The 24,051-nt window shown below is 70.9% G+C and carries 22 protein-coding genes; 10 read left to right on the top strand and 12 right to left on the bottom strand.

What is annotated here, in order from left to right:
• Positions 1-14: 14 nt before the first annotated feature.
• Positions 15-434, top strand: a complete 420-nt coding sequence (locus BM355_RS14500; protein WP_245760513.1) for a VOC family protein — start codon at positions 15-17, stop codon at positions 432-434.
• Positions 431-727, top strand: a complete 297-nt coding sequence (locus tag BM355_RS14495) for a VOC family protein (protein ID WP_245760512.1) — start codon at positions 431-433, stop codon at positions 725-727. The genes BM355_RS14500 and BM355_RS14495 overlap by 4 nt, the downstream gene beginning before the upstream one ends.
• 80 nt (positions 728-807) lie before the next feature.
• On the opposite strand, the gene BM355_RS01390 is transcribed toward BM355_RS14495, so the two are convergent.
• The 5 genes from BM355_RS01390 to BM355_RS01370 all read right to left on the bottom strand — a co-directional run bounded on the left by BM355_RS01390 (position 808) and on the right by BM355_RS01370 (position 5,250).
• A complete protein-coding gene (locus BM355_RS01390; protein ID WP_091693142.1) occupies positions 808-1,410 on the bottom strand; it encodes a type 1 glutamine amidotransferase domain-containing protein in 603 nt (200 codons plus the stop codon).
• A 90-nt stretch (positions 1,411-1,500) separates the two neighbouring features.
• Entirely contained in the window at positions 1,501-2,361 is an 861-nt protein-coding gene (locus tag BM355_RS01385; RefSeq protein WP_091693139.1) for a PPK2 family polyphosphate kinase, read from the bottom strand.
• Positions 2,362-2,371: 10 nt separating this feature from the next.
• A complete protein-coding gene (locus BM355_RS01380; protein WP_091693889.1) occupies positions 2,372-3,604 on the bottom strand; it encodes a pyridoxal phosphate-dependent aminotransferase in 1,233 nt (410 codons plus the stop codon).
• 90 nt (positions 3,605-3,694) lie between these two features.
• Positions 3,695-4,792, bottom strand: coding sequence for a glycine betaine ABC transporter substrate-binding protein (locus tag BM355_RS01375; protein WP_091693136.1), 1,098 nt, complete (start codon positions 4,790-4,792; stop codon positions 3,695-3,697).
• On the bottom strand, positions 4,789-5,250 hold the full coding sequence (locus tag BM355_RS01370) for an NUDIX hydrolase (protein WP_091693133.1): 462 nt from the start codon (positions 5,248-5,250) through the stop codon (positions 4,789-4,791). The genes BM355_RS01375 and BM355_RS01370 overlap by 4 nt, the downstream gene beginning before the upstream one ends.
• 77 nt (positions 5,251-5,327) lie before the next feature.
• Here BM355_RS01370 and BM355_RS01365 point away from each other — a divergent pair, with 77 nt between their 5' ends.
• The 4 genes from BM355_RS01365 to BM355_RS01350 all read left to right on the top strand — a co-directional run bounded on the left by BM355_RS01365 (position 5,328) and on the right by BM355_RS01350 (position 10,222).
• Positions 5,328-7,172: a tetratricopeptide repeat protein gene (locus BM355_RS01365; protein ID WP_091693130.1), complete on the top strand. Its 1,845-nt coding sequence runs from the start codon at positions 5,328-5,330 to the stop codon at positions 7,170-7,172.
• Between the two features lie 73 nt (positions 7,173-7,245).
• The gene (locus BM355_RS14025) at positions 7,246-7,908 is read left to right on the top strand and encodes a hypothetical protein (protein ID WP_143109375.1); all 663 of its coding nucleotides are present in this window, start codon (positions 7,246-7,248) and stop codon (positions 7,906-7,908) included.
• Between the two features lie 41 nt (positions 7,909-7,949).
• Positions 7,950-9,530: a sensor histidine kinase gene (locus BM355_RS01355; protein WP_091693127.1), complete on the top strand. Its 1,581-nt coding sequence runs from the start codon at positions 7,950-7,952 to the stop codon at positions 9,528-9,530.
• Positions 9,527-10,222: a response regulator transcription factor gene (locus BM355_RS01350; RefSeq protein ID WP_091693122.1), complete on the top strand. Its 696-nt coding sequence runs from the start codon at positions 9,527-9,529 to the stop codon at positions 10,220-10,222. The genes BM355_RS01355 and BM355_RS01350 overlap by 4 nt, the downstream gene beginning before the upstream one ends.
• A gap of 18 nt (positions 10,223-10,240) precedes the next feature.
• Here the strand turns inward: BM355_RS01350 and BM355_RS01345 are convergent, their stop codons facing one another.
• The 3 genes from BM355_RS01345 to BM355_RS01335 form a co-directional block, all read right to left on the bottom strand.
• Complete coding sequence (locus tag BM355_RS01345) at positions 10,241-11,461, bottom strand: aminoglycoside phosphotransferase family protein (protein WP_091693118.1); 1,221 nt, start codon at positions 11,459-11,461, stop codon at positions 10,241-10,243.
• 45 nt (positions 11,462-11,506) lie between these two features.
• Positions 11,507-12,295, bottom strand: coding sequence for a hypothetical protein (locus BM355_RS01340; RefSeq protein ID WP_091693114.1), 789 nt, complete (start codon positions 12,293-12,295; stop codon positions 11,507-11,509).
• A 234-nt stretch (positions 12,296-12,529) separates the two neighbouring features.
• A complete protein-coding gene (locus tag BM355_RS01335) occupies positions 12,530-13,159 on the bottom strand; it encodes a GNAT family N-acetyltransferase (protein ID WP_091693109.1) in 630 nt (209 codons plus the stop codon).
• 70 nt (positions 13,160-13,229) lie between these two features.
• Between BM355_RS01335 and BM355_RS01330 the strand changes: the two genes are divergently transcribed.
• From BM355_RS01330 to BM355_RS14020, 3 genes are all read left to right on the top strand, one after another.
• Positions 13,230-13,850: a 5-formyltetrahydrofolate cyclo-ligase gene (locus BM355_RS01330; RefSeq protein WP_177227789.1), complete on the top strand. Its 621-nt coding sequence runs from the start codon at positions 13,230-13,232 to the stop codon at positions 13,848-13,850.
• 60 nt (positions 13,851-13,910) lie between these two features.
• Positions 13,911-14,246, top strand: a complete 336-nt coding sequence (locus BM355_RS01325) for an FmdB family zinc ribbon protein (RefSeq protein WP_091693103.1) — start codon at positions 13,911-13,913, stop codon at positions 14,244-14,246.
• 92 nt (positions 14,247-14,338) lie between these two features.
• Positions 14,339-15,064 carry a hypothetical protein gene (locus BM355_RS14020; protein ID WP_143109374.1) on the top strand — a complete coding sequence of 242 codons (726 nt, stop codon included), beginning with the start codon at positions 14,339-14,341 and terminating at the stop codon, positions 15,062-15,064.
• Positions 15,065-15,228: 164 nt separating this feature from the next.
• Here the strand turns inward: BM355_RS14020 and BM355_RS01310 are convergent, their stop codons facing one another.
• Positions 15,229-19,236, bottom strand: a complete 4,008-nt coding sequence (locus BM355_RS01310; protein ID WP_143109373.1) for a DEAD/DEAH box helicase — start codon at positions 19,234-19,236, stop codon at positions 15,229-15,231.
• Between the two features lie 88 nt (positions 19,237-19,324).
• Positions 19,325-20,905, bottom strand: a complete 1,581-nt coding sequence (gene guaA / locus BM355_RS01305; RefSeq protein ID WP_091693885.1) for a glutamine-hydrolyzing GMP synthase — start codon at positions 20,903-20,905, stop codon at positions 19,325-19,327.
• Between the two features lie 105 nt (positions 20,906-21,010).
• Here guaA and BM355_RS01300 point away from each other — a divergent pair, with 105 nt between their 5' ends.
• On the top strand, positions 21,011-22,369 hold the full coding sequence (locus BM355_RS01300) for an MFS transporter (RefSeq protein ID WP_091693092.1): 1,359 nt from the start codon (positions 21,011-21,013) through the stop codon (positions 22,367-22,369).
• Here the strand turns inward: BM355_RS01300 and BM355_RS01295 are convergent.
• Both BM355_RS01295 and BM355_RS01290 read right to left on the bottom strand, forming a co-directional pair.
• The gene (locus BM355_RS01295) at positions 22,356-22,859 is read right to left on the bottom strand and encodes a DUF3817 domain-containing protein (RefSeq protein ID WP_423794348.1); all 504 of its coding nucleotides are present in this window, start codon (positions 22,857-22,859) and stop codon (positions 22,356-22,358) included. The genes BM355_RS01300 and BM355_RS01295 overlap by 14 nt on opposite strands.
• Positions 22,860-22,975: 116 nt before the next feature.
• Positions 22,976-24,046 carry an SURF1 family cytochrome oxidase biogenesis protein gene (locus BM355_RS01290; protein ID WP_091693088.1) on the bottom strand — a complete coding sequence of 357 codons (1,071 nt, stop codon included), beginning with the start codon at positions 24,044-24,046 and terminating at the stop codon, positions 22,976-22,978.
• Between the last annotated feature and the right edge of the window lie 5 nt (positions 24,047-24,051).

The raw sequence follows: 24,051 nt of genomic DNA, 5'->3' as shown, positions 1-24,051 counted from the left end.
ACCGCGGATCAGCCATGCGCCTGGAGAACATCAATCTCGACTGCGTGGACTCCGCCGCGGCCGGGACGTTCTGGGCCGAGGTGCTGGGTGCCGAGATCATCACCCGGGAACCGACCCTGTGGGAGGCCCGCCTGCGCGTGGGCGAGTTCTGGATGGACCTGTGCTTCGAGACGGTCCCCGAGCTGGGGCCCGACCCGCGTGAGCACCGCCTGCACCTGGACCTGGCCGGCGGGCCGGATCACGCGGCGACCGTGGAGCGGCTGATCGCGCAGGGGGCGCGTCCCCTGGACATCGGTCAGGGTGAGGTGGCGTGGACGGTGCTGGCCGATCCGGAGGGCCGCCCGTCTGCGTGCTGGAGGACCGGCCCGAGTATCAGGGCACCGGACCGGTCGCCGCGCTGCCGTTGGACAGTGCCGAGCCGGCCCGGGACGTGAAGTTCTGGCAGGCGATGACCGGTTGGGACCGGGCCGACCACCGGGTGCCCGCGTTGAGGCACCCCTCCGGTCAGGGCCCGTTGCTGGAGCTGTGTCCGGAGCAGGGACCGAAGGGCGCACTCAAGAACCGCATGCACCTGGATGTGCGCCCCACGGACGGCCAGACCCAGGAGGAGCTCGTGGAGGTGGCCGTGCGGGGTGGGGCTGAGGTGATCACGCCTACGGGCCGATTCCCGTGGACGATCTTGATGGACCCCAGCGGCAACGAGTTCTGCATCCTCGCCGCTGCATGACCCCCATCACGTGCACGCCAACTCGGGCGACGCGCCGGGCGGAACCACAGTTGGCGTGCATGTGATCAGCGGGTGCGGGGTCAGGCGGTCTGGCCCTCGTGCTTGCCCTCGGCGATCTCCTCGACCATCTTGGCGTTGAACGCATCCAGGTCGTCCGGGTTGCGGCTGGTGGTCAGGCCCTCATCCACCACGACCTGCTCGTCCACCCAGTTGGCGCCGGCGTTCTTCAGGTCGGTGGAGAGCGAGGAATAGGAGGTCATCGTCCGGCCCTCCACCACCCCGGCGTTGATCAGGGTCCACGGGGCATGGCAGATCGCGGCGACCGGCTTGTGCTGCTCGAAGAAGCCGCGCACGAACCGCAGCACGTCCTCGTCCTCGCGCAGGGAGTCGGCGTTCAGGGTGCCGCCGGGCATGACCAGGGCATCGAAGGCCGAGGACTCCACCGAGCCCACATGGTGATCCACCGGGAAGGACTCGCCGTGCTCCCAGTCACCCTGCATGGCGGTGATGTCGCCCTGCTCGGTGGAGACCAGGGCCGGGGTCCCGCCAGCGGCGATGACCGCCTCCCACGGGCTGGTCAGCTCAACCTGCTCCACGCCGCTGGTGGCCAGGAAGGCCACCGACTTGCCGGAGAGGGGCTGCTGGGTCTGTGCGTTCTGGTTCGGGGTGTTGTTCTCGCTCATGTCACCACCCTAGCCAGGCACCCCGGGGCCTGAGAAGCACCCGGCGACCGGCCGTCGTCGGGACAGCCGGGTGACCGGTCAGCGGACCCGTCAGCTGGCGGCCAGGCGCCTCTTCTCGGCCTCGACGTCGAAGTCGGCCACCGGCCAGGACAGATCCATGGCGCTCAGCGCCTCGATCAGCAGCTCCTGCACCGCCATCCGCGAATACCACTTGCGGTTGGCCGGGACGATGTACCACGGGGCGTGGTCGGCGTCCGTCTCGGCGACGGCGATCCGGTAGGCCTCCATGTACTCATCCCACAGGGCACGCTCGTCCACGTCCCCGGGGTTGTACTTCCAGTGCTTGTCCGGCCGTTCCAGCCGCTCGGTCAGGCGCTCCTTCTGCTCGTCCTGGGAGATGTGGAGCATGACCTTGATGATCCGGGTGCCGGCATCGGCCAGCTCCTGCTCGAAGTCGCGGATGGCCTGGTAGCGCTGCTCGATCTCCGGCAGCGGGGTCAGCTCACGCACCCGGTGGACCAGCACGTCCTCATAGTGCGAGCGGTCGAACACCCCGACCATGCCCGGCTCGGGGACATGCTTGCGGATGCGCCACAGGAAATCGTGCTCCAGCTCCTCCGCCGTCGGCTTCTTGAACGCGACGTCCCGCACGCCCTGCGGGTCCATGGCCCCGGCCACGTGGCGCAGGATCCCGCCCTTGCCGGCGGTGTCCATGGCCTGCACCACCAACAGCAGCGAGTGGTCCTGGCCGGTCTCGGCACGGCCGTTGGCGTAGAGCAGCTCCTGCAGATCGGCCAGCTGAGTGGCCCGGGCCGCCAGGGTGGCCTGACCTTCGGCCTTGCCGCCGCCGTATCCGGGCTTGGTGTCCGGGTCCACGTCCTGGGGGCCCAGCAGGGCACCGTCTGCGGTCCGGGCCCGCAGCAGGGCGGCCGCGTTCTGCGGCGGATCCATCACCAGTCTCTTAGCGCTCACGGTAGTCCTCCAGGAAGTCGGCGATCCGTCCGATGGCGATCTCCAGGTCGTGGACCGAAGGCAGGGTCACCAGGCGGAAATGGTCGGTGTCCGGCCAGTTGAAGGCCCGGCCGTGGGAGACCAGGATCTTCTGCTGGCGCAGCAGGTCGATGACGAAGCGCTCGTCATCCTCAATGGGGTAGACCTCGGGGTCCAGCCGCGGGAACAGGTACAGGGCGCCGTCGGCCGGCTGCACGCTGACCCCGGGGATCTCGGAGAGCAGCCGCTGGGCGGTGTTGCGCTGCTCCAGCAGCCGCCCGCCCGGCAGGATCAGGTCGTTGATCGACTGGTAGCCACCCAGGGCGGTCTGGATGGCGTGCTGGGCCGGGACGTTGGCGCACATGCGCATGTTGGAGAGCAGGGTCAGGCCCTCGAGGAAGTCCTGCGCGCGGTGCTTGGGTCCGGAGACGGCCACCCAGCCGGAACGGTAGCCGGCCACCCGGTAGGCCTTGGACAGACCGGAGAAGGTCAGGGTCAGCACATCGTCCGAGAGGGAGGCGGCGTTGATGTGACGGGCGCCGTCGTAGAGGATCTTCTCGTAGATCTCATCGGCCATCAGCACCAGGTTGTTCTTCCGGGCGATCTCCACCACCCCCATCAGCACCTCGCGGGTGTAGACCGCGCCCGTGGGGTTGTTGGGGTTGATGATCACGATCCCCTTGGTCCGTTCAGTGACCTTGGAGGCGATGTCCTCCAGGTCCGGGGCCCACCCCTCCTCCTCCACGCAGCGGTAGTGCACGGCGTTGCCGCCGGAGAGGGTGGTCGCCCCGGTCCACAGCGGGTAGTCCGGGGAGGGGATCAGGATCTCGTCGCCGTCGTCAACCAGGGCCTGCAGCACCATGGAGATCAGCTCGGAGACGCCGTTGCCGATGAACACGTCATCCACGTCGATGTCCATGATCCCGCGGGACTGGTAGTACTGGCTGACCGCGGTGCGCGCCGAGTAGATGCCCTTGGAGTCCGAGTAGCCCTGCGCGTTCGGCAGGTTGGAGACCATGTCCTTGAGGATCGCGGTGGGCGCCTCGAAGCCGAACGGTGCCGGATTGCCAATGTTCAGCTTCATGATCCGGTGGCCCGCCGCCTCCATGCGCTGGGCCTCCTCCAGGATGGGGCCGCGCACGTCATAGCGCACATTGAGCAGCTTCGTGGACTGCCTGATCTGTCCGGTCCGAGGTGATGACATGGCCTCCATCATTCCACCCGACGACGGCCACGCCCCCTCATGACACCGGTGACAGGTCAGATGGTGGTCCAGGAGCGGATCAGCGGTGGATCAGAACCAGCCCTCGGGCCGGGTCTCCAGGCCGTTCTGCACCAGCCAGTACTGAGCCGCCTCCTCCGGGGTCAGCGGGTCAGGTCCTTCCAGCAGGCTCTGCAGCTCCGCCAGCTGCGCACCGTCCAGCCGCTGCATCACCTCAGAGACCGCGCCCCGTGCTTCAGGGGGAAGCCCGTCCGGATCCGCTACCACCGCCAGTCGCCCCTCCGGGAGGATCCGATCTGGGTCCTCCAACGGGACCAGCGCGTGATGACTGATCGCCGGGTCGGTGCCGTACAGCAGCGCCACCTGCGCCTCGTCGGCCACCAGGGCCAGGGCTGGCTGACGGTCCCCCGTGTCCACCCACTCCTGGGGGGCACATCCGGCCAGGACGCTGAGGCGCTCGGCCTCGACCTCACCCCAGGCCAGCGGTGCTAGGGCAAGATCCTCACACTGTCCGTTCAGGTCCACCAGGCTGTCCAGCTCATGGAGCCGGGCGAAGGTCGCGGTGGTGACCGCCTGCAGACGCAGTGTGGCCGAGGACTCGGCCAGCAGCTCGACACCCTCGGGCAGCTGCTCGCGGGCCCACCGCGCCACTGCCCCGGCGTCCGGCGCGGCCTCCCCGCCGGGCACGGGCTTCGGTGCCACCGACTCCGTGGCCTCTGCATCTGCGGTTGGACCGGCCGCATGCGGTGATGCGGTCGGCTCGTCCGCCGAGAGCGAGGCGTCCGGCTCGGGCGAGGGGTCCGCCGTCGGGCTCGGGACCGGTCCTGCCGCCTCGTCCGGTGCCAGGCGGGCCATCATCCCCAGGGTGTCCACGACGGCGGCGCCCTCACCGGTGACCCGCTGCCACGGCTCGGCCGTGGCCTCGCCGACCTCGGCGGGCGCACCCCGGTGGGTGAGATGCCGGGCCAGCACGTGGGCGACGATCGTCTCCTGTGCGGAGCTGCCCGGATGCAGGGTCAGCGCCGTCTCCACGGGCTGGGTGGATGCCGTGCCGGTGGGATTGGGCGGCGGAGTGGCCGGCCCCTGAGTGCAGCCGGTGACCAGCGTCAGACCGGCGAGCAGACCGAGACAGCCCAGGGTGATCGGTCGGTGGCGGCGGGGATCGCTCATGCCGCGGCCTCCGGAAGGTCGATCCCGGCCAGCTCGAGGGCGGCGAGCACCACGGGCGAGACCCTGTGGGGCTCGGCCGTGCGCAGCCGGGCCAGCTCCGAGAGCGGCAGCCATGCCGCGTCGATCGAGGAGCCGCCCACCTCTGCCCGCAGTGTCCCGGAGACGGTCTGGGCGCGGAAGATCACCTGCACGGCCAGGAGCGGGCGTGGCTGACCGTGCAGTCTCCTCTCGGCGGGGATCGTCCGGCTGGTCACGCCCAGCAGCCCCTGCAGGACGGAGTGGTACCCGGTCTCCTCCTCGATCTCGCGGATGCAGGACTGCTCAGGGGTCTCGCCGACCTCCATGCCGCCGCCGGGCAGGGTCCACACCGGATGGTTCGGACCGTCCCACAGGCTCAGCAGCAGCTGGTCCTCCTGCAGCACCACGCCATATGCCCCCACGCGGGTGTCGAAGTCCATAGTCGTCAGTGTAGGAGCAGGGAGCAGGTCTGGAATAATGGGCGGGCCTGCCACCGCCGACCTGAAGGGAGGAGCCGATGAGCGAGGACACCTCACCGGAGGACTCCCCGGGACCAGGGCAGGACCAGAGCCCGGCGCTGCCGGAGGATCTGGCACCGCGGCTGCAGGCCGTGCTCACTCGAGCGGCTGCGCTGGAGACGGTCGATCAGCCGCACACGGCTCGCGGCTGGCTGGACCAGGCCTACGAGGCCGCCTATGCCGAAGACCCTGTCCGGGCCGCTGAGGCCGCCAGAGCCGGACTCGACGCCCCGGGTGGTCAGGAGCCGACCACGCGGCTGAGTCTGCTGCGCGCCCTGGCCTCCATCGCCGAGATGTCCGGACGGACGGCCGAGGTCAGCGAGCACATCGAGTCCAGGGCCGCCCTGCTGGAGGATCGGGGCCAGCCCCACCGGGCCAGGATGGAACGTGAGCTCGGCGCCATGCTCCTGCGCGAGCCGGAACCCTTCGAGGCCACGGTGCTGGAGGGCGTGCTGGACCAGGAACGACGCCGGTCCCAGACCACGGCGGACTCCATCCTCGGAGACGCCCTGGTGGCCCTGGCCGTGCGCCGCGTCGAGGACGGTCGGTTCGAGGAGGCCCACGAGCTGCTCACCGAGTGCCTGTCCTGGTACGAACGGCGTGAGTCCCTGGACAGTCCGGTCCCCGAGGAGACCTGGGCCGCCACCCGCATGTTCCTGGCCCACGTCCACCTGATGTCCCACGAGTCCCTGCAGGCCGACGCGATCGCCAACCTGGTGCTCTCCGCTCCGGCCAACCGGGCCGTGCGCGCGGCCATATGGATGCTGAAGGCCGTGGTGGAACAGGAGGCCGAGCATGGCTTCCTCGCCGCGGACCATGCCCTGCGTGCCGTGGAGCTGCACGCCGCCGCCGGCGTCCGCAAGGGCTCGGCCTCGGCGGCGGCCCTGCTGGCCGGGATCGCGGCGGACGCCGATGACCAGCAGACCTCCGTCCTGGCCTGGAAGGTCGCGGTGGCCCAGGCCGAACAGGGCGAGGTCCCGGAGGCCTCCGCCCTCACCCTGGCGCTGGGTCACCAGCTCCTGGAGGCCGACGAGCACGCTCTGGCCGAACGTGTCCTGGCCGGGCTGGTCCGCCGGGAGGAGGCAGCACACCGGCTCCCCGGTCTGGCCAGGGCCCTGGTGGACCTCGGACACGCCGCTCGGCATCAGGACCGACCCGAGGAGGCGTTGAAGCACTGGGACCGGGCCGCGCAGCTGTTCCTGGAGGCGGACTCCCCGGACGAGGCCGCCCGCATGCTCCTGGCCGCCGGCGCCCTGCTGAACCGCGAGGACCGCTCCGAGGAGGCGGCCGACCGCTTCCGCCGCGCCGTGGAACTCTCCCGGGAGGTCGTGGACCAGGACCCCGCCGTGCTCCCCCAGGCTCTGCACGCCCTGGGCCATGTGCTGGCCGAGCTGGGCGACGAGAGCGGCGTGGCCCTGCTGGACGAGGCCATCGCCCTGGCCAAGGACTCCTCGGCGGCCTGGCACGAGGCCGACTTCACGGACACCCGGGCCCGGGCGCTGTGGGCGTTGCGGAAGGGACCGGCCGCCGTCTCCTCCGCGCTGACCGCCGCAGACCTGTTCACCGCCACCCAGGACTCCACGTCCGCCTCCAACGCGGAGCTGTTCGCCGCCTACGTCCTGCTCGAGCAGGAACGCGCCGAAGAGGCCTCCACTCTGTTCCGCATCATCGCGGACCAGCAGGACGGCGCCCAGCACGTCCAGATGGCCGCCTGGCTGGGATTGGCCCAGTCCCTGGACCTGCTGGGGGACGACGACGGCGCCCTCCAGGCACGTCAGCGCGCCGACGAGGTCGCCCACCTGCCGGACGAGGAGCCCGACTCCGCAGACCCCCACCAGGATTGATTCTCACCGCTTCCTCATCTGCGCCGCCGCTGTTCTCATCATCGGCTCATCGGGCTCCGGCACCATGGAGGGCATGAAGGACACCGGAACAGGACTCAAAGCCGCCGTGGCGCTGATGATCGTGGCTGTGCTCGCCGCCGTCGGCGTGGCCATGGCCTCAGCGCGCCCAGGAGCAGTGGATCTGGGTCCGCTGCTGGCGGTGAGCTCAGAGTCCGCCACTCCGGGAGCCCGCAACGCCCCGTCGGCCGGTGACGGGACCTCTGAGTCCCCCGCGTCGGCCACTGCCTCCGCCTCCCCCAGCGCCTCGGCGTCAGCCTCCCCCTCACCCACGAAGGCCGCTCAGGCGGCCCCTGAGGACCGGCTCAAGCGACCCGAGATCTCCTCACGGCCTGCACCCACCACCGCAGCTCCTCCCCGCGCCGCCTCCCGAGGGACCACCTCCGGGTCCGGCACCGGCGGAGCCGGCACGAGCGGATCGGGCACCTCCTCCGGGTCTGGCACGAGCGGAGCAGGGACCTCCACCGGGTCCGGCACGTCCTCAGGGTCCGGATCCTCCACCGGCACCGCCCCCCGCCGGTCACAGGCACCGGCTCCCGTCCCGGTTCCCGCACCCGCACCGTACGTGGGCGACGACGATGATGACGACTGGGACGACGATGACTGGGATGATGATGACGATGACGATGACGACTGGGATGATGACGAGGACGACGACGATGACGATGACGATGACTGAGCCGCAGCCGGGCCGCCTGGCCCCCGCGCTCTGATCCCGTCATGAGCCCCTCGTCCCGCTCCGGACGCACGACCCCGGAGAGAGCCTCGCGTTCCCTGCAGCGGTGGCGCGGGCTGCCCGTCCGCACCCGCCTGATGTCCCTACTGGTGCTGCTGACCACCCTGACCCTGGTGGTCTCCGGCGGCACCGCCTACGGCCTGCAGCGCACCGCCATCAACCAGAGGATCGACGACTCCCTGGAACGCTCCGTGGAGGAGTACCGGATCCTGGCCCAGGAAGGCGTGGACCCGGCCACCGGCCAGCCCTTCACCGAGGCCGACCAGCTGGTCTTCGTGGCCATGCAGCGCACCATGCCGGCCCGCAACGAGGGCATGCTCGGCTTCCAGGGCGGCCGGATCACCTGGACGGCCAATGACGCCGTGGAGCTGCGCCTGGAGAACGACCCGGAACTGGTGCAGTGGGCTCTGGACAACTCTGACCGCTCCTCCACGATCATCGAGTCGGTCCGCACCACGGTCACCGACTACCGCGGGGTGCTGGTGGTGGTCCAGCTCTCCGGGGACGACACCCCGGCCATGCTCCTGCTCGCCTACGACCATGATGCAGAGCTGGACGAGCTGGAGAACACCTTCCTGACCTACTCCCTGGTGGGGCTGGGCGTGGTGCTGCTGGTCTGCCTGATCGGCTGGGTCCTGATGGGCAGGCTCCTGCGTCCTCTGCGGGACCTGCAGGACACCGCCTCGGAGATCTCCGCCACGGACCTGCGCCGGCGCGTCCCGGTCAGCGGCTCCGATGACGTGGCTGAGCTGGCCTCCACCTTCAACCAGATGCTGGACCGGGTGGAGGGTGCCGTGGACTCCCAGCGGCAGCTGCTGGACGATGTCGGCCACGAGCTGCGCACTCCCATCACGATCGTGCAGGGCAACCTGGAGATCCAGGACGTCACCGATCCGGAGGACGTGGCCGAGTCCCGGGACACCGCCCTGGACGAACTGGACCGGATGCGCCGCCTGGTGGACGACCTCGTCACCCTGGCCAAGGCAGGCCGGCCCGACTTCGTGGACCGCGAGCCGACCGATGTTCAGGAGCTGACCCGCGCCGTGGTGGCCAAGGCCTCCCAGCTGGGCACGCGCGTCTGGACCATGGACCACGCCGCGGACGTCGTCGTGCCCCTGGATGCCCAGCGCATCACCCAGGCGTGGCTCCAACTGGCCTCCAACGCCGTACGCTATTCGGAGGAGGGGACGAAGGTCTCCATCGGGTCGCAGGTGCTGAACGGGACACTGCGGCTCTGGGTCCGCGACCAGGGCATCGGGATCGCCCCCGAGGACCAGGAGCGGATCTTCGAGCGGTTCGGACGCGGTGCCAACAGCACGCGCTCCGAAGGCTCGGGGCTGGGTCTGAACATCGTCACCGCGATCGTCCGTGCCCACGGCGGGACCGTGGACGTCCAGTCCGCTCCCGGGGTGGGGTCCACCTTCTATTTGGACCTTCCCGCGGAGGGCGATCTGGACGCCCCCGACGACGGCCAGCTCCATCCAGACACGGCACCGGAGACGCTCGGTGCCAGCAGCACCCGGGGCTTCGGGCCCCGGCAGGACCAGAGGGACGAGAGAGCATGAACCAGATCCTGATGATCGAGGACGAACCGCGCATCAGCGCCTTCGTGTCCAAGGGGCTCAAGGCCGAAGGGTTCGCCACCACGGTGGCCACCACGGGGCGTGAAGGGCTGGTGCTGGCGCTGACCGGCGGATTCGAACTGGTCATCCTGGACCTGGGACTGCCGGACATCGACGGCTTCGAAGTGCTCCAGCGCATCCGCGCCCAGGACCAGGAGCTGCCGGTCATCATCCTCACCGCCCGCACCTCGGCAGACGACACCGTCACGGGTCTGACCTCCGGGGCGGACGACTACATGCCCAAGCCGTTCCGGTTCGCCGAACTGGTGGCCCGCGTGCGCCTGCGGCTGCGCCCGGACCCCCAGACCCCGGGGCCGGCCCAGGACACGGTGCTGCGCCATGCGGACCTGGAGATGGACCCGGTGCGCCACACCGTGACCATCGGCGGCTCCGAAGTCGATCTCTCCGCCCGGGAGTTCTCCCTGGCCGAGACCTTCCTGCGCCACCCCGGGCAGGCACTGAGCCGCGAGCAGCTGCTCTCCCGGGTGTGGGGCTATGACTTCGATCCCGGGTCCAATGTGGTGGACGTCTATGTGCGCTACCTGCGCAACAAGCTCGGGGCCTCACGCATCGTCACGGTCCGCGGTGTGGGCTACCGGCTGGTGGACGAGAAGGACTACGCCCCCGAGGACTGAGACGCGGCACGCAGCCGCTCAGCGGGGCAGGTGCAGCAGCGCCTCAGCGGCGTCGAGCCGGCTGCGCGCGGCGTGCTCCCAGCTGGCTCGGCCCGCGTCCCGTGCCCCGGCCACCAGGGACAGCGCCACCGCCGCCGCCCGGCAGGCCAGGCCCGCCGCGTCCACGGTCTGGACGAAGCACCGGTGGAACCGCTCCAGGGCACGCTGGGTGTGGATGTAGCGGCGGTCCACGGCCGGCAGGACCGCCAGATGCCCCAGGAAGCAGGCCAGGTCGTCCACCCGGTGGCCCGGCCCGGCGCCGTCCACGTCCAGCAGACAGCTCACCCGGTCCCCCTCCACCAGCAGGTTCGCCTCGTAGAAGTCCCCGTGGGCCGGCACCACCGGCCCCCGGTCGGTGATCTGCAGCCGCCGTTCGATCTCCTTCACCAGAGCCAGGATCCGCCGTTCCTGGGCAGGCAGCGCCACGGCGGCCGCTCGTCCGTAGGCCGCCGTGCGATCCGCCCAGGCCGCCCGATGGGGCAGGGCGGTGATCTCCGGGGGCATCCGGTCCAGGATCTCGATCAGGTGGTCCGGGTCCAGGCCGGCGGCACCGTCCTGCATCAGGTCCTGGGCCAGGGGTCTGCCCTGCCCCGCGCCCAAGGCGAGCACCTCGGCCACCGGCGGGCCGATCACCGGAGCCACGGGCACGCCGGCGTCAGCCAGGACCACGTGACGCCGGTGCAACGGGACAGCCATCCCCTGCCGCAGCACCTTGAGGTAGACCGTCCGGGGCTGGGGCGTCCGGCCAGGCTCGGACGCGGTGGCGAAGGTGGCGCGCAGCACCGCCCGGCGCAGGGGACGGTAGCTGACGGTGCGCAGAGCGGTCAGACGATCCCCCGCAGACCAGAGCGACCGCACCGAATCGGGATCCGCGGCCAGGGCCAGACCGGGCAGCAGCGGATCGTGGGGATGGAACCAGGCCCGCCAGGATGCTCCGGCCGCCTCCCCCACGGGCAGTGCCGCATCCTCGGGGAGGGTCTCGGCGGTCAGTCCGATGAACAGCTCCTGCTCGGGCCCGTGGAGACCGCGGGCATGGACCTCGAACACGCCGGTGGCGCCGGCCCCGGGACGGTGCTGGAGATCGCGCAGGTGGTACCGGTCCAGGGTCATCCCGTGGCGGTCCAACAGGACCTGCAGATGGCTGTCCGCGGAGGAGGAGCCAAGGTGGGAGACCTGGCGCCGTTCGGCGTCACGGGCCATGTCAGGCCCCGTGGGGATTCACGACGACGGCCGGTTCAGCAGGTCTCAGACGGCCCGGCGCCGCTCCAGCACCTTGTCCAGATCCAGGGTGCGGTTCGCGCTGGCCTGCACCCGGGCGGTGTACTCGGCCGAGACGCCGTCCTTCAGACGGGTGCCGGGCTGGGCGGTCTTGACCTCGGGCAGCTCCAGCGGCTGCGGCTCGGGGCGCACGGCCTCCGGAGCGTCCAGGTAGGTGGGGCGGGGCACCGAGAGCTGGGTGGGAGCAGTGGCGCGTGCGGCGGAGGGAACGGTCTGCTCGGTGGCGGACTCGTTCGCGGGACCCGGCGTGGAGGCCGAGACGTCCGGGGCCGTGTCCGGCTCCTCCACCGAGGCGGAATCCTTCTCGGCGGCAGCGGCGGTGCGCACTGCCCAGGGTGCGGAGGCGGCGGCATCGAACACGGTGCCGACGGAGGCGGGGGCTGCGGCCTCCTCGAAGGCCGCCTCGATCTGACGGTCGGTGCGGCGCTTGCGGTCCCGCAGCGCCAGCAGGCGCAGTCCAGCCACGCCGAGGGCCGCCACGAGAAGGCTGATGCCGGCCACGGCGCCGGTGGGTGCCCCGAAGAGGGCGGCCAGGCCGGTGATCACGGCGGTGAGCAGTCCGAGCACCACCAGGAGGGCGATTGCGGTGCGGTCCCAACGGATGGTGAACGAGCGGGGGGTGACGGCGGTGGACCCGAGCGAGGGGCGGGCCGCACGTGCCAGGGAGACCAGGGAGCGGTGGGGTCCCGAGGACGGCGCGGAGCCCGCGGCAGCGCCTGCGGCGGTGGCGGAACCGGTCTGCTGGGTGCTCTGCATGATCTTCCTCCGGATACGGCGGGGCGGCGTCTGCGCGTCTGCCCTCCGATGGATGGCCACCATCCAGCCGAGAACCAGTGCGCACAGCACCAGTGAGGCGTGGATATGGATGTCCGGAAGCAGACTCAGTGCCTCACTGAGCGACCTGACCAGACTACCGGCGCCTCCATCCACACGTCACACGGTACAGGGACAAAACTACACCGTTGTGATTCGCCACGCAGTATCGGATGCTCAACCCCGTTCCAGCAGGCGAGAGAGCAGTCCCTCCGGCACCTCCGGAGCGGTGATGGCATAGGCGTCATGGTCACGCCACTGGCCGTCGATGTGCAGGAAGTCCCGGCGCAGGCCCTCCAGCCGGAAGCCCAGCTTCTCGGCCACACGGCGGCTCGGACCGTTCTCCGGGCGCAGGTTGATCTCCATCCGGTGCAGCCCCATGACCTGGAAGCAGTAGTCGGTGGCCAGGGCCACGGCGGTGGGCATCAGCCCCTGGCCGGCACGGTCACGGTCGATCCAGTACCCCACGGCGGCCGAACGGGCCGAGCCGTAGACGATGCTCGAGACGCTGAGCTGCCCGGCGATCACCGGCGCCGACCCCACGGAGGTCCGCACGCAGATCAGCCAGGGCAGTCCGACTCCCTGCCGCCCCTGTCGGTTGAGCTTGCGGACCATCTGGCCGAAGGTCATCGGCGCGGTGTGCGGCAGCGGACTGGTGGCGTCCCAGGGGCCGAGCCACTCACGGTTGCGGTGCCGCACCGACTCCCACTCGATCTGGTCTGCTCGGCGGAGGGGACGCAGCACGAGGTCCCCGTGCTCCAGCACCACCGGCCAGCGGTGCGGGTGCAGGGTGTCGAGGCGGGTCATGAGACCAGCGTATCGGCGCCGTCTCCCGGGCCGGCGCTGCCGCGTCCGCGCCGGCTGGCACCATGGGACCATGACCACACCCGCAGAGAAGGCGCGCTTCCGCGAGGACTGGCGTGGCCGTCGTCGTGACCTCCCGCTCCCGGTGCGCGCGGCACAGTCGGCCGCACTCACCGAGGCCCTGCTGCAGTGGTATCTGCCGCGAGCCGAGCACCGCAGGGTGGCTTCGGTGATGTCCTACGGGACCGAGCCGGACACCGCGCGGCTGCATGCCCGGCTGCATCGCGAGGGCGTGGAGGTGCTGGTCCCGGTGATCGAGCCCGAGCGGCAGATGTCCTGGGTGCGCTGGTTCCCGGATGTGTCGATGGGCCGCAGCTCGGTGGCGCCGATCCAGGAGCCGCTCGGCGACCGCTTGACCGCCCGGACCATGCAGACGGTGGACCTGGTGGTGGTGCCGGCCCTGGTGGTGGACGCCCACGGCTACCGGATGGGACAGGGAGGCGGGTACTACGACCGTTTCCTGGACGGCCTCCGAGCAGAGCGTGAGCGCACCGGACGCGGCCCGCTGACCGTGGCGGCGGTGTTCGAGCACGAGCTGGTCCGCCCCGGAGTGCTGCCGGTGGAGTCGTTCGATCAGCCAGTGGATGCGGTGGTCACCGCCCGGGGTGTCAGCTGGACGGATCCAGAGGCGTAGAATTGGCACTCGAAACTTGAGAGTGCCAGCCATTCCCGGCTCTGCGAAAGGACTCCGCTCGTGCCCACCTACGCCTACGCCTGCAAGGACTGCGGTCACCAGTTCGACGCCGTCCAGTCCTTCTCGGACGACGCCCTGACCGAGTGCCCCCAGTGCCAGGGCACCCTGCGCAAACTGTTCAACTCCGTGGGCGTGGTGTTCAAGGGATCGGGCTTCTACCGCACCGATTCCCGATCCGGCGGCACGGACACCTCGAGCGCTGCGAGCGGATCGGGCGCCTCCGGGTCCCCGAAGACCTCTGAGGGAGCTGCGTCCACGGCCGGGTCCACCAGCGGGGCCTCCTCTTCGAGCTCCTCCTCGTCCACGGCGGGTGGCTCCTCCTCGAGCTCGTCCTGACCTCTCCTGCACAGCGGACGGACCGGCCCCGGCGCTGCACAGCCACCCCTGCGGGCCTGATGTGGTGAGCACGGCGGTGCTGAGATCAGCACATGCGTTCCTTCCGCTTTCCGCACCGCCGCGACCCGGCTCCGACCTCCAGCGCACGGCGTGCCGCACGGCGCCGTCTGCGCGCACGCCTGGACGCGACCCGGCTCGGTGCCCAGGATCCTGCGCTCCCTCCCGACGACGGCCCGTCACCACCGCCACGCAGGCGGCGGATGGCCTGGGCGGGAGTGGCCGCCCTGCCGTTGATCGCGGCCATCGCCCTGGGGCTCAGCCCCGCCCCACAGAGTCCCGCGTCCTCGCCCAGTGTCCCGTCGGCGCTCGGAGCGGCCGGGCCCTCGGCCTCTCCGAGCGCGTCCGGTGCGGCCGTGCCGTGGACGGCCGATCCACCAGCGGCCTGGTCTCCGCAGGCACAGGCTGAACCCGGCGCCGCCGCATCCGGGTCTCCGAATCGGATGCCGGTCCCGGCGGCCCCGTTCGGTCACCGTCTGGTCCCCGTGCGCGTGATGGACCCTGCGGCGGTGGAGCTGCTGGATGTGGGCGACCGGATGGACGTGGTGGGGATCGACGGCCAGGTCATCACCAGTGCGGTCAGCGTGCTGCAGATCCGGGACAGGGCGATGCCGCCGGTGGTGGTGATCGCCGTCCCCGAGCAGGACGGCGCCTCGGTGGCCGCTGCCGTGGCGGCGACCGAGGTGACCGTGGTGCTCAGCCCGAGGACGGACCCCAGTGCGGAGGACGCTGCTCCAGCAGCCACCGGTCCCGCTCGGTGAGCGGGGTCCGGTCCGCTGCAGCACCGGCGGACCCGGCCCTGCTCTGGGCGGTCAGCTCACGCGGCGGCTCCGGCGCATCGGCCGTGGCCGGACCAGTGCCGGGGACGTCAGCTCGGCGGTGGCCCCGACGGCGCCCGCGGCCCGTTCCCGGTCCCGGTGTGGGCTCAGCGCTCGTCACGGTCCTGCCCGTCGAACAGCTCATCCGCGTGCATCTGCTCCTCAGCCTGATCTCCCGGGTGATCAGGTTCGGCCTGGGCGTCATCGTCCAGGCCGCTGATCGAGGAGCGCTCCAGTCCAGCGGTGTCCACGGGGGTGACCTCGTCCTCGTCGGGACCGAAGGCCGCGGCATCCCCGCCAGGCCCCTCACCGGCGGCCGGCAGCCCCAGGTAGGAGGCGACCGTGCTGGCACAGCCGGCCGGATCCGAGAACACGTCGATCGTCCACATCGGCAGGTACCGCCAGCCGTTGCGCTCCAGCTGGTCCGGACGCTGACGCGAGCGCTCACGCACGCTCATCGAGCGGTACTGGTCCGATCCGTCCGAGAGCAGTGCCACCGGAACCGCGGGTTCACCGGCACTCTGGCCGTCCCAGGACGGCATGCCCAGGGGGTTCCAGGCCGCCAGGTCCACCGATCCGGCGAAGTCCGGGATGACGGTCCCGTGACGCTGGGCAAGTCGGTGGGCCAGGTCGGCCACGAGCGGATCGCGTGCGGAGTCGGCGCCCTGCGGGCGAGCGTCCTTGAGGTAGGTGTGCAGCAGCCCGTAGAAGTCCAGCGCTCCCCCGCCCAGGCGCTGCGGATCGATGTCCTCCGGGTGGATGCAGCTGAGCACGTGCAGCCGATGCCGGGCCCGGGTCATGGCCGTGGCGTACAGCTCACGGCCACCCGGCTCGGAGAGCGGACCGAAGTGGTGCACCACCCGCCCGTGCGGGGTGCGGCCGTAGCCGAGGGTGAAGATCACCTGGTCACGCACCAGTCCGCGGGCCCGGGCCATGGGAGCCACCACGAAGGGCTCCTGGGCACGGGAGAAGAACGGGGTGGCCCAGGGGTTGTTGGGCAGGTTCAGCCGGATGGCCTCGGCGACCCGGCGTGCGTGGAGCGGGCTGGCAGTGATGACCGCCAGGGACTCCTGCGGACGGCGCTGGATGTGCTCGAACACCAGGTCGACGGTCTTGTTGACCTCGGTGGTGGTGCTCTCCACTCCTTCGTCGCCCGCCCCGGGCATGCCGGTTCCGCCGGGCAGGAACTCCACCCGGACTGGACGGTCTGAGCCGGTCAGCTCGCTGGCCAGCGGCAGCATGTCCAGCCGCCCCTCGTAGAGCTGTCCGGCCAGCAGCCGAGTCAGACGGCGATCCAGGCCACGGTGCATGACGGTCTGGCCGAGGGTCGGGAGCACCTCAGAGAGCGCCGCGTAGACGGACTCGACCTCGCGCGGTCCCTCGATGGTGGCGGTGGGATCCACCGAGACGTGGAAGGGCTGGGGCGATCCGGAGACGTCGTCGCCGAAGGCCACCACCTGGTCGGCCCGGCTGATCGCGCCCAGGGCGGTGACCAGGGCCAGCGACTCGGCGTCCAGCAGCAGCACGGTGTCGAAGCGCAGCTCTCCGGAGAACTCGGCCAGGGCCAACGGCGAGGTGGTCCAGACCGGCACGAGCGACTGCAGCAGCTCGTGGTCCAGACGCGCCAGGGAGTCCGCATCCGGGCTGCCGTCCTTCAGCAGCGACTTCAGCGCACGGGCGGAGGCACGGAACTGGCTGGTGCCCTGGTTCCAGCGCTCGGCCAAGGTCCACCGCAGGCGGGCTCCACCGGTCTCCAGGTGGGCGGCGTCCGCGAGTCGGTACTCGGACTCGAGCCGCCGCAGGGCCTCACCGTCCACCATCGCCAGGTAGTCGTCCCCGGAGATCATCGCCTCCAGCGCGGACTGCCACCAGGCCAGCTCCAGCTCGGAGGTCAGCCTCTCGGTGGGGACCTCTCGGCGCCGCAGGTCCGTCATCAGATCGGCCAGACCGTGCTCGCGCAGCTGATCGTTGACCAGGGTCCGTTCGGGCAGGGTCGCCAGGGTCTCCCGGTCCTGGACCAGACGGTCCAGGGTGGCCCGCAGCTGGTCGGCAGGCAGGTTCTCCAGCTTCTGGTCCGGATCCTGCGGCTCGGCGAGCATGCCCTGGAGTCGGTGCATGGCAGCGGTGACCTCAGCGCCCTGGGAGGCCAGGGCCTCCAGCCCGGAGGGCACGGCAGGATGACGCTGAGAGGTGGCCCACTGGGACCACTGGGCACGCTGGTCCTGCACGGCCACCAGAGACTCATGCAGGTCCGGGATCGTCACGCCCGGACGGATGTACTCCTTGGCGACCCGGCGCAGACGGGAGCGGGTCATGGAGGACATCTCCACCCCGTGCTGCTTGCGCCAGGCCCCGGACGCCGTGGCCGAGATCAGGTCGGTCACCGGCCGATCGAAGATGTCCGGGGTGAAGCGGTCCAGACTGGTGCGCACATCGGTGAGCAGCCGGATCTGACGCACCCACTGGCTGAAGGTGGTTCCGGTGGAGATCTGGGCCTGGGCCGTGGCCTGATCCAGCTTGGCCTGGAGGGCCGGCACGGATGCAGCCAGGTCCTCAGCCAGACCGTAGGCCTCCTCCGTCTCCTGCACGTTGCGCAGCCGGGCGCCGTACCAGGGGCTCTCCGTGGAGGAGCGTGAGAAGGACCCCAGCTCACCGGCACGGACCAGCTTGGAAGCGGTCTGCTCCCGATTCACGGTGGAGTCCAGCACCGATCGCTTCAGCCGCACGGTGGTGGAGGGCGGGATGGGCAGAGCGGTCAGGGCGGCCAGGGACTGCATGGCCTGGAACGGGGAGCATCCCCACCGTTCCCGGACGGAGTGCAGGCTGCGGACATGGTCGGTCAGCCGGTGGCGGCGCTCCACCACCGTGGACTGCACACGGCTCACGGCCGGCTCTGTGGCACGCTCGGTGCGCAGCAGGGCCTCGACGAGCTGACGCCGGACGTTCTCCGGACCGCCGCCGGCCGGCAGGTCCAGGACCATGGAGTCCAGGCCCACCGACCCCAGCCGGGCCTTGAAGTCATCCAGGGTGGCGGTGCGCTCGGCGACCACCAGCACCCGCTTGCCCGCGGAGGCCAGCTGCGCCGCGGCGTTGGCCGCCGTCTGCGTCTGACCGGTGCCTGGAGGGGTGTTCACCACCAGGGACTGGCCGGTGCCGATCTGGTCCAGCACCCGCTGCTGGGTGGCATCGGCGTCCAGCACCAAGGTCTCGTCCCGCGGATGGCGCTCGTCCAGGGGCGGCAGGCCGGTCTCGACCAGCTCCTCCCGGCGGGGCACCATCCCGGTGTGGGCGTCATACAGCGCCGAGACCACCGGGTGCGTGGAGTCCACCACATCCACCGAGGCGGTGTCCGCCAGGTCGGCGAAGGTGGAGACCAGCAGCCGGTTCTCCACGACGAGTCCGCGGACCTCCTGGCCCTGGTGGCGCAGCAGCTCCAGCGCCGGCATCGGCTCGAACTTGGCCGTGGCGTAGGCGGCGTTACGGTAGTCCACGGGATCCAAGGCAATCCCGAACCGGTCCCGGAAGAAGCGGACCAGCGCGGGATTGAGCCGGGCGCGCTCGCTCATCTGGAGTTCGTAGTCGTCCTGTTCCCGGCGCAGGGTCAAGGAGATCCGAGCCAGCAGCACCGGTGCCGAGAACTGAGTGGAGCGTCCCTCCTCGACGATCCGCCAGGTGGCCAGACCGGCCGCCACGTAGCCCACGTCCACGCCACGGTCCTCAGCCAGCTCCTGGATCTTGCCGCGCAGCTGGCGGGCGGTGCCCCGGGAGGCGGCGAACCCCTCAGGGGTCCGCAGCAGGGTGGACAGGCGGGTGCGCCGACCGGCCATGAACTGCACCAGACCGGAGGGATGCGCGTGGCTGATGTCCACGCTGTTGGCCACCGACGGGGCGAACCGCAGCATCGTGTCGTTCTCCGAGCCCGAACCCAGCGAACCCAGCCACGCAGAGAAGCTGGGACGGTGCAGGGTGGAGGCGCCGTCGTCGGGACCCTGGGGGTCGCTCAGATCGGTCAGGACATCCGCCGAGGTGCTCTGCGGCCGACCCGCCTGCCGTCCTCGGTCCGGCTCACGGCCCTCAGCTCGCTCGTCCGCCGAGGTGCGCTCCTGATCGGTCACAGCTGTCCTTTCCTCTGCGGCTGACGCCGCACACACGTGGTCATCACGCTACCCAAGGCCAGGCCAGGGGCACACGAACACCGTGGAGTCACTCCCACTCGATGGTTCCCGGGGGCTTGCTGGTCACGTCCAGCACCACCCGGTTGATCCCGTCCACCTCATTGGTGATCCGGTTGGAGATGCGCGAGAGCACGTCATAGGGCACCTTGGCCCAGTCGGCGGTCATGGCATCCTCACTGGTCACGGGCCGCAGCACCACGGGGTGGCCATAGGTGCGACCATCGCCCTGGACGCCCACCGAGCGGACATCGGCGAGCAGCACCACGGGGCACTGCCAGATCTCCCGGTCCAGTCCGGCCGAGGTGAGCTCGGCGCGCACGATGGCGTCGGCCTGGCGCAGCAGGTCCAGGCGCTCCTTGGTCACCTCGCCGATGATGCGGATGCCCAGACCGGGGCCGGGGAAGGGCTGGCGCTGGACGATCTCCTCCGGCAGGCCCAGCTGGGCGCCCACCGCACGGACCTCGTCCTTGAACAGGGCACGCAGGGGCTCGCAGAGCTCGAACTCGATGTCCTCCGGGAGCCCGCCCACATTGTGGTGGCTCTTGATGTTCGCGGTGCCCTCGCCCCCGCCGGACTCCACGACGTCCGGGTAGAGGGTGCCCTGCACCAGGAACTTCACATCCTGGGCGTTCGGGTCATTGCGGGACTCGGCGACGATGTCCGCCTGGGCCTTCTCGAAGGTGCGGATGAACTTCTCGCCGATGATCTTGCGCTTGGTCTCCGGGTCGGTCACCCCGGCCAGCGCCTCCAGGAACACGTCCTCGGCGTCCACCATGACCAGCCGGGCGCCGCCGGTGGCCTTGCCGAAGGCCTTTTCGATCTCCTCGGACTCGTCCTGACGCATCAGTCCGTGGTTGACGTACACACAGGTCAGCTGGTCCCCGACGGCCCGCTGGACCAGCGCCGCGGCCACCGCGGAGTCCACGCCGCCGGAGAGGCCGCAGATGGCCCGGTGCTGGCCGATCTGCTCACGGATCAGTGCGACCTGCTCCTCGATCACATTGGCGGTGGTCCAGCTGCGGTCCAGTCCGGCGCCCTCGCGCAGGAACCGCTCGATCACGCGCTGGCCGTGCTGGGAGTGGCCCACCTCCGGGTGCCACTGCACGCCGAAGATCCGGCGCTCAGGGTCCTCGAAGGCGGCGACGGGAGCACCCGGGGTGCTGGCGGTGACGGCGAAGCCCTCCGGGGCGTCGGTCACGGCGTCCCCGTGGCTCATCCACACCACCTGGTCCACGTCCTGACCGGCGAACAGGGTGCAGGTGGAGTCGATGGCCTCCAGCCGAGTGGAGCCATACTCGCGGGAACCGGTGCGGGCCACCGTGCCGCCCAGTGCCTGGGCGATCGACTGGAAGCCGTAGCACAGGCCCAGCACGGGCACGCCGGCCTCCAGCAGTGCCGGGTCCAGTCGAGGCGCGTCCTCGGAGTACACCGAGGACGGGCCGCCGGAGAGGATCAGCGCGGCCGGGTTGCGAGCCAGGATCTCCTCCGCGGAGAGGGTGTGCGGGACCACCTCGGAGTACACGTCCGCCTCGCGGACCCGGCGGGCGATCAGCTGGGCGTACTGCGCCCCGAAGTCCACCACCAGCACGGTGGGGAAGTCAGCGGCGATCTGCGGGTTGTCGGCGGTCTCAGCGGCCTGCTCAGGGGAGGTGGAAGTCACCTGCCAAGAATAGTCCAGATCGCCCAGCGGCCCGACGACGGTACGATCCCGAGCATGGCCTCTCACCCTCCCCGTGACCTCACCTCCCGCCAGGTCCAGTCCCGCGCGGTGCGAGTGCTCGGGACGGCGCAGGTGTTCTCCGGGCTGGGCAACGGCGCGACGCTCTCCCTCGGGTCGATCCTGGCGGTGGACCTCTCCGGGACCGAGGCCACGGCCGGACTGGTGAACACCGCGATGACCCTGGGCTCGGCCCTGATCTCCATCCCCCTGGCCCAGCTGGCCCTGGACCGGGGGCGGCGGGTCTCCCTCTCGGCGGGCCTCGCCGCCGGACTGGTCGGCCAGGCGGTGATGGTGACCGCTGTCTTCACCCGGGTCTTCCCCCTGCTGCTGGTGGGGGCGTTCCTGGTGGGCTTCGGCGCGGCCGTGAACCTGCAGGCGCGCTTCGCCGTGACCGATCTGGCCGAGCCCGAGCATCGCGGGCGGGCCCTGTCCGTGGTGGTCTGGGCGGTCACCGTGGGCGCCGTGCTGGGACCGAACCTGGTGGGACCGGGAGCGGTCCTGTCCACTGCCCTGGGCATCCCCACCCACGCAGGACCGTTCCTGATCTCGGCGGTCGGCATGCTGGTGGGCTGGCTGATCATCCTGATCGGCCTGCGTCCGGATCCGTTGCTGGTGCGCCGGGACCTGGACCGTCAGTCCGGGGTGGATCATCCGGTGGGCGGTGCACCACGGCGCCGGCTCCCCTTCGGGATCGACCGGTGGGGAGAGGGTTGGGCCGCCGTGCGTTCGCATCCCCGGGCGGTGGCCGCCGTGCTCAGCGTGGTGGCCGCCCACGGCGTGATGGTGGGGCTGATGTCCATGACCCCGCTGCACATCCAGCACGAGGCTGGGCTGACCAGTCAGCAGCTGCACGCCCACCCTGATGTGGTGGTGCTGATCGGGTTCACCCTGTCCCTGCACGTGGCTGGGATGTACGCCCTCTCCCCCGTGATGGGAACCCTGGCGGACCGATGGGGCGCGGTGAGGACCGTCGTCGGGGGGCTGTCCCTGCTGCTGGCGGCGACCGGGTTGACCGCGCTGCTCCCTCAGTTCCACGCCGCTGTGGTGGCGGGGCTGATCCTGCTCGGGCTGGGCTGGTCCGCGGTGACCGTGGCCGGCTCCACCCTCCTGGTGGCGGCCCTGGAACCACAGGACCGCGTTCCGGCCCAGGGATTCTCGGACGCGGTGATGTCCCTGTCCGGTGCCCTGACCTCGGTGGTGGCCGGGGTCATCATGGGGACCCTGGGCTATGCCGGGCTCTCGGTGCTGCTGGCCGCCGTGGTGATCGTGGCGCTGCTGGCCGCACTGCGGCTGGGCCGTCAGCGGACCCCGGATCGCCCGGGGCCGCCGGAGTCCTCGGTCAGTACCGTCTGACGGCCTCCGGATGCTCAGCCAGCTCCTGCAGGGTCTGGCGGTGCACGCGGTGCTCCACGATGAAGGACAGGAACGGGACCACTCCGCCCAGGGCGATCACGAACAGCTTCATGGCCGGCCAGCGCATCAGGGTCCAGAGACGGAACGCGGCCACCAGGTACACCACATACATCCAGCCGTGGGCGATCAGCACGGCGATCGAGAGGTTGAAGCCGTCCAGCACGGAGTCCTCCGGCTGGAAGGACAGGGTGTTCTCCGCGCCGGTGGCCGTGGTGCCGCCGGCGTAGAGCTCATTGCCGAAGCCGTACTTGGCAATCATCTCGATCACCAGCAGCAGCAGCATGATGCCGGTGACCCACGCGGCCACCTTGAAGAAGCCCAGGGCCCCGCGGATCTGGGCGTGGGTTCCGGCGAAACGACGCTTCTCCCGGCCCGGCCGCGGTGGAGGCGCCGGCAGGTCCGCCTCGGTGATGTCCTCCGGGTCCGGCAGGGTCTCCGGGTCCACAGGCGGGCGCGTGCTGCCAGCCTCGGCGGGGATGTCCTCACCGTTCAGGGTGATCCGCTGCTCGGAGCCGTCGGGCTGCTGGGGCTGATGGGGCTGCTGGGTCACGCGTCCTCCTCGGGGGCGGGCGGGGTGGTCGGTCCGGCTGAACCGCTGCCGGCGCTGGTCTGGGTGTCTCTGGTCTCGGCCACATGGGCCCGCCGAGCGGCGACGACGGCCTCTCGTTCACGGCGCCGGTGGAACCGCTCGAACTCGGCGAGTGCCCGCTCCTTCTCCTGCCGGGCCTGCTCGCGGCGGCGCGCCAGCTCCTCGTCGCGCCACCGTTCGGCCCACTCACGGTCCAGTTCCCGTTCGCGCTGCTCGCGCAGGAAGTCATCTCGGACGAACCGCCACCACAGGTAGAGGGCGAAGGCGGCGAAGACCACCCACTCGATCGCGTAGAAGATGTTCATCCACACGACCTCGGTCTCCTGAGGCTGCGGTCCCACCCAGACCGGCTCCAGCTGGGCCCCGTCCGCATGGGCGCCGATGTCCTGCGCCTGACGGGCCTCGGCGATCTGCTCCGCCGGAGTCCCGGCCGCCACCTGCTCGAGGGTGGAGAACTGTGCGGCGGGCACCACGGTGAAGGCCGAGACGAAGCCGGAGTAGGCCGGGGCGTCCCAGAGATTGATCAGTTCGGAGGTCGCCACGGTGGTGGTGACGGTGCGCCCGTCCTGGGTGTGCGTTCCTCCGGCGAAGGGCCCCTCGGCCGGCAGCAGGCGCCCGGTGACCTCCACGGTCCCCTCCGGCGCGGGATCGCTGCGGCCCAGGTCCTGGGTCCAGCCGCGCACCACCGGGATGACCTCCCCGCCCGGTGCGCCGTCCACGGTGAGGGCGGTGACCACCCAGTAGCCGTTCGCGCCCTCCCGCAGCCGGTCCTGCACAAACACCTCACGGTCGGCCAGGAACTGCCCCGTGGCCACCACCACCTGGTCAGCCTCGGTGCCCATCATGGGGCGTTCGGGCGCGAAGTGCTCGGTGAGTGCGACGGGGGTCTCGGTCTGGGTCAGGGGTGGAGGCGCGGTGGACTCGGCGGCGTCGAACTGCCATTTGCTCAGCCCCACGAACACCGCAGAGACAGCCAGCGCGAACAGCAGAGCCAGCAGCCACACGGGTTTCAGAGCGGTACGAAGCACCGGTC

The sequence above is a fragment of the Micrococcus terreus genome (assembly GCF_900116905.1).
GTDB classification, from domain to species: Bacteria; Actinomycetota; Actinomycetes; order Actinomycetales; family Micrococcaceae; genus Citricoccus; species Citricoccus terreus.
The sequence above is the reverse complement of the archived record's forward strand: the minus strand, read 5'-3'. Positions and strand labels throughout refer to the sequence as shown.

Coding starts and splice junctions, on each gene's coding strand:
- BM355_RS14020 (WP_143109374.1), top strand. CDS start 14,339: ATGCGTTCCTTCCGCTTTCCGCACCGCCGCGACCCGGCTCCGACCTCC.
- BM355_RS01380 (WP_091693889.1), bottom strand. CDS start 3,604: ATGTCATCACCTCGGACCGGACAGATCAGGCAGTCCACGAAGCTGCTC.
- BM355_RS14500 (WP_245760513.1), top strand. CDS start 15: ATGCGCCTGGAGAACATCAATCTCGACTGCGTGGACTCCGCCGCGGCC.
- BM355_RS01340 (WP_091693114.1), bottom strand. CDS start 12,295: ATGCAGAGCACCCAGCAGACCGGTTCCGCCACCGCCGCAGGCGCTGCC.
- BM355_RS01375 (WP_091693136.1), bottom strand. CDS start 4,792: ATGAGCGATCCCCGCCGCCACCGACCGATCACCCTGGGCTGTCTCGGT.
- BM355_RS01385 (WP_091693139.1), bottom strand. CDS start 2,361: ATGGATCCGCCGCAGAACGCGGCCGCCCTGCTGCGGGCCCGGACCGCA.
- BM355_RS01350 (WP_091693122.1), top strand. CDS start 9,527: ATGAACCAGATCCTGATGATCGAGGACGAACCGCGCATCAGCGCCTTC.
- BM355_RS01335 (WP_091693109.1), bottom strand. CDS start 13,159: ATGACCCGCCTCGACACCCTGCACCCGCACCGCTGGCCGGTGGTGCTG.
- BM355_RS01300 (WP_091693092.1), top strand. CDS start 21,011: ATGGCCTCTCACCCTCCCCGTGACCTCACCTCCCGCCAGGTCCAGTCC.
- BM355_RS01390 (WP_091693142.1), bottom strand. CDS start 1,410: ATGAGCGAGAACAACACCCCGAACCAGAACGCACAGACCCAGCAGCCC.
- BM355_RS01365 (WP_091693130.1), top strand. CDS start 5,328: ATGAGCGAGGACACCTCACCGGAGGACTCCCCGGGACCAGGGCAGGAC.
- BM355_RS01345 (WP_091693118.1), bottom strand. CDS start 11,461: ATGGCCCGTGACGCCGAACGGCGCCAGGTCTCCCACCTTGGCTCCTCC.
- BM355_RS14025 (WP_143109375.1), top strand. CDS start 7,246: ATGAAGGACACCGGAACAGGACTCAAAGCCGCCGTGGCGCTGATGATC.
- BM355_RS01330 (WP_177227789.1), top strand. CDS start 13,230: ATGACCACACCCGCAGAGAAGGCGCGCTTCCGCGAGGACTGGCGTGGC.
- BM355_RS01355 (WP_091693127.1), top strand. CDS start 7,950: ATGAGCCCCTCGTCCCGCTCCGGACGCACGACCCCGGAGAGAGCCTCG.
- BM355_RS01370 (WP_091693133.1), bottom strand. CDS start 5,250: ATGGACTTCGACACCCGCGTGGGGGCATATGGCGTGGTGCTGCAGGAG.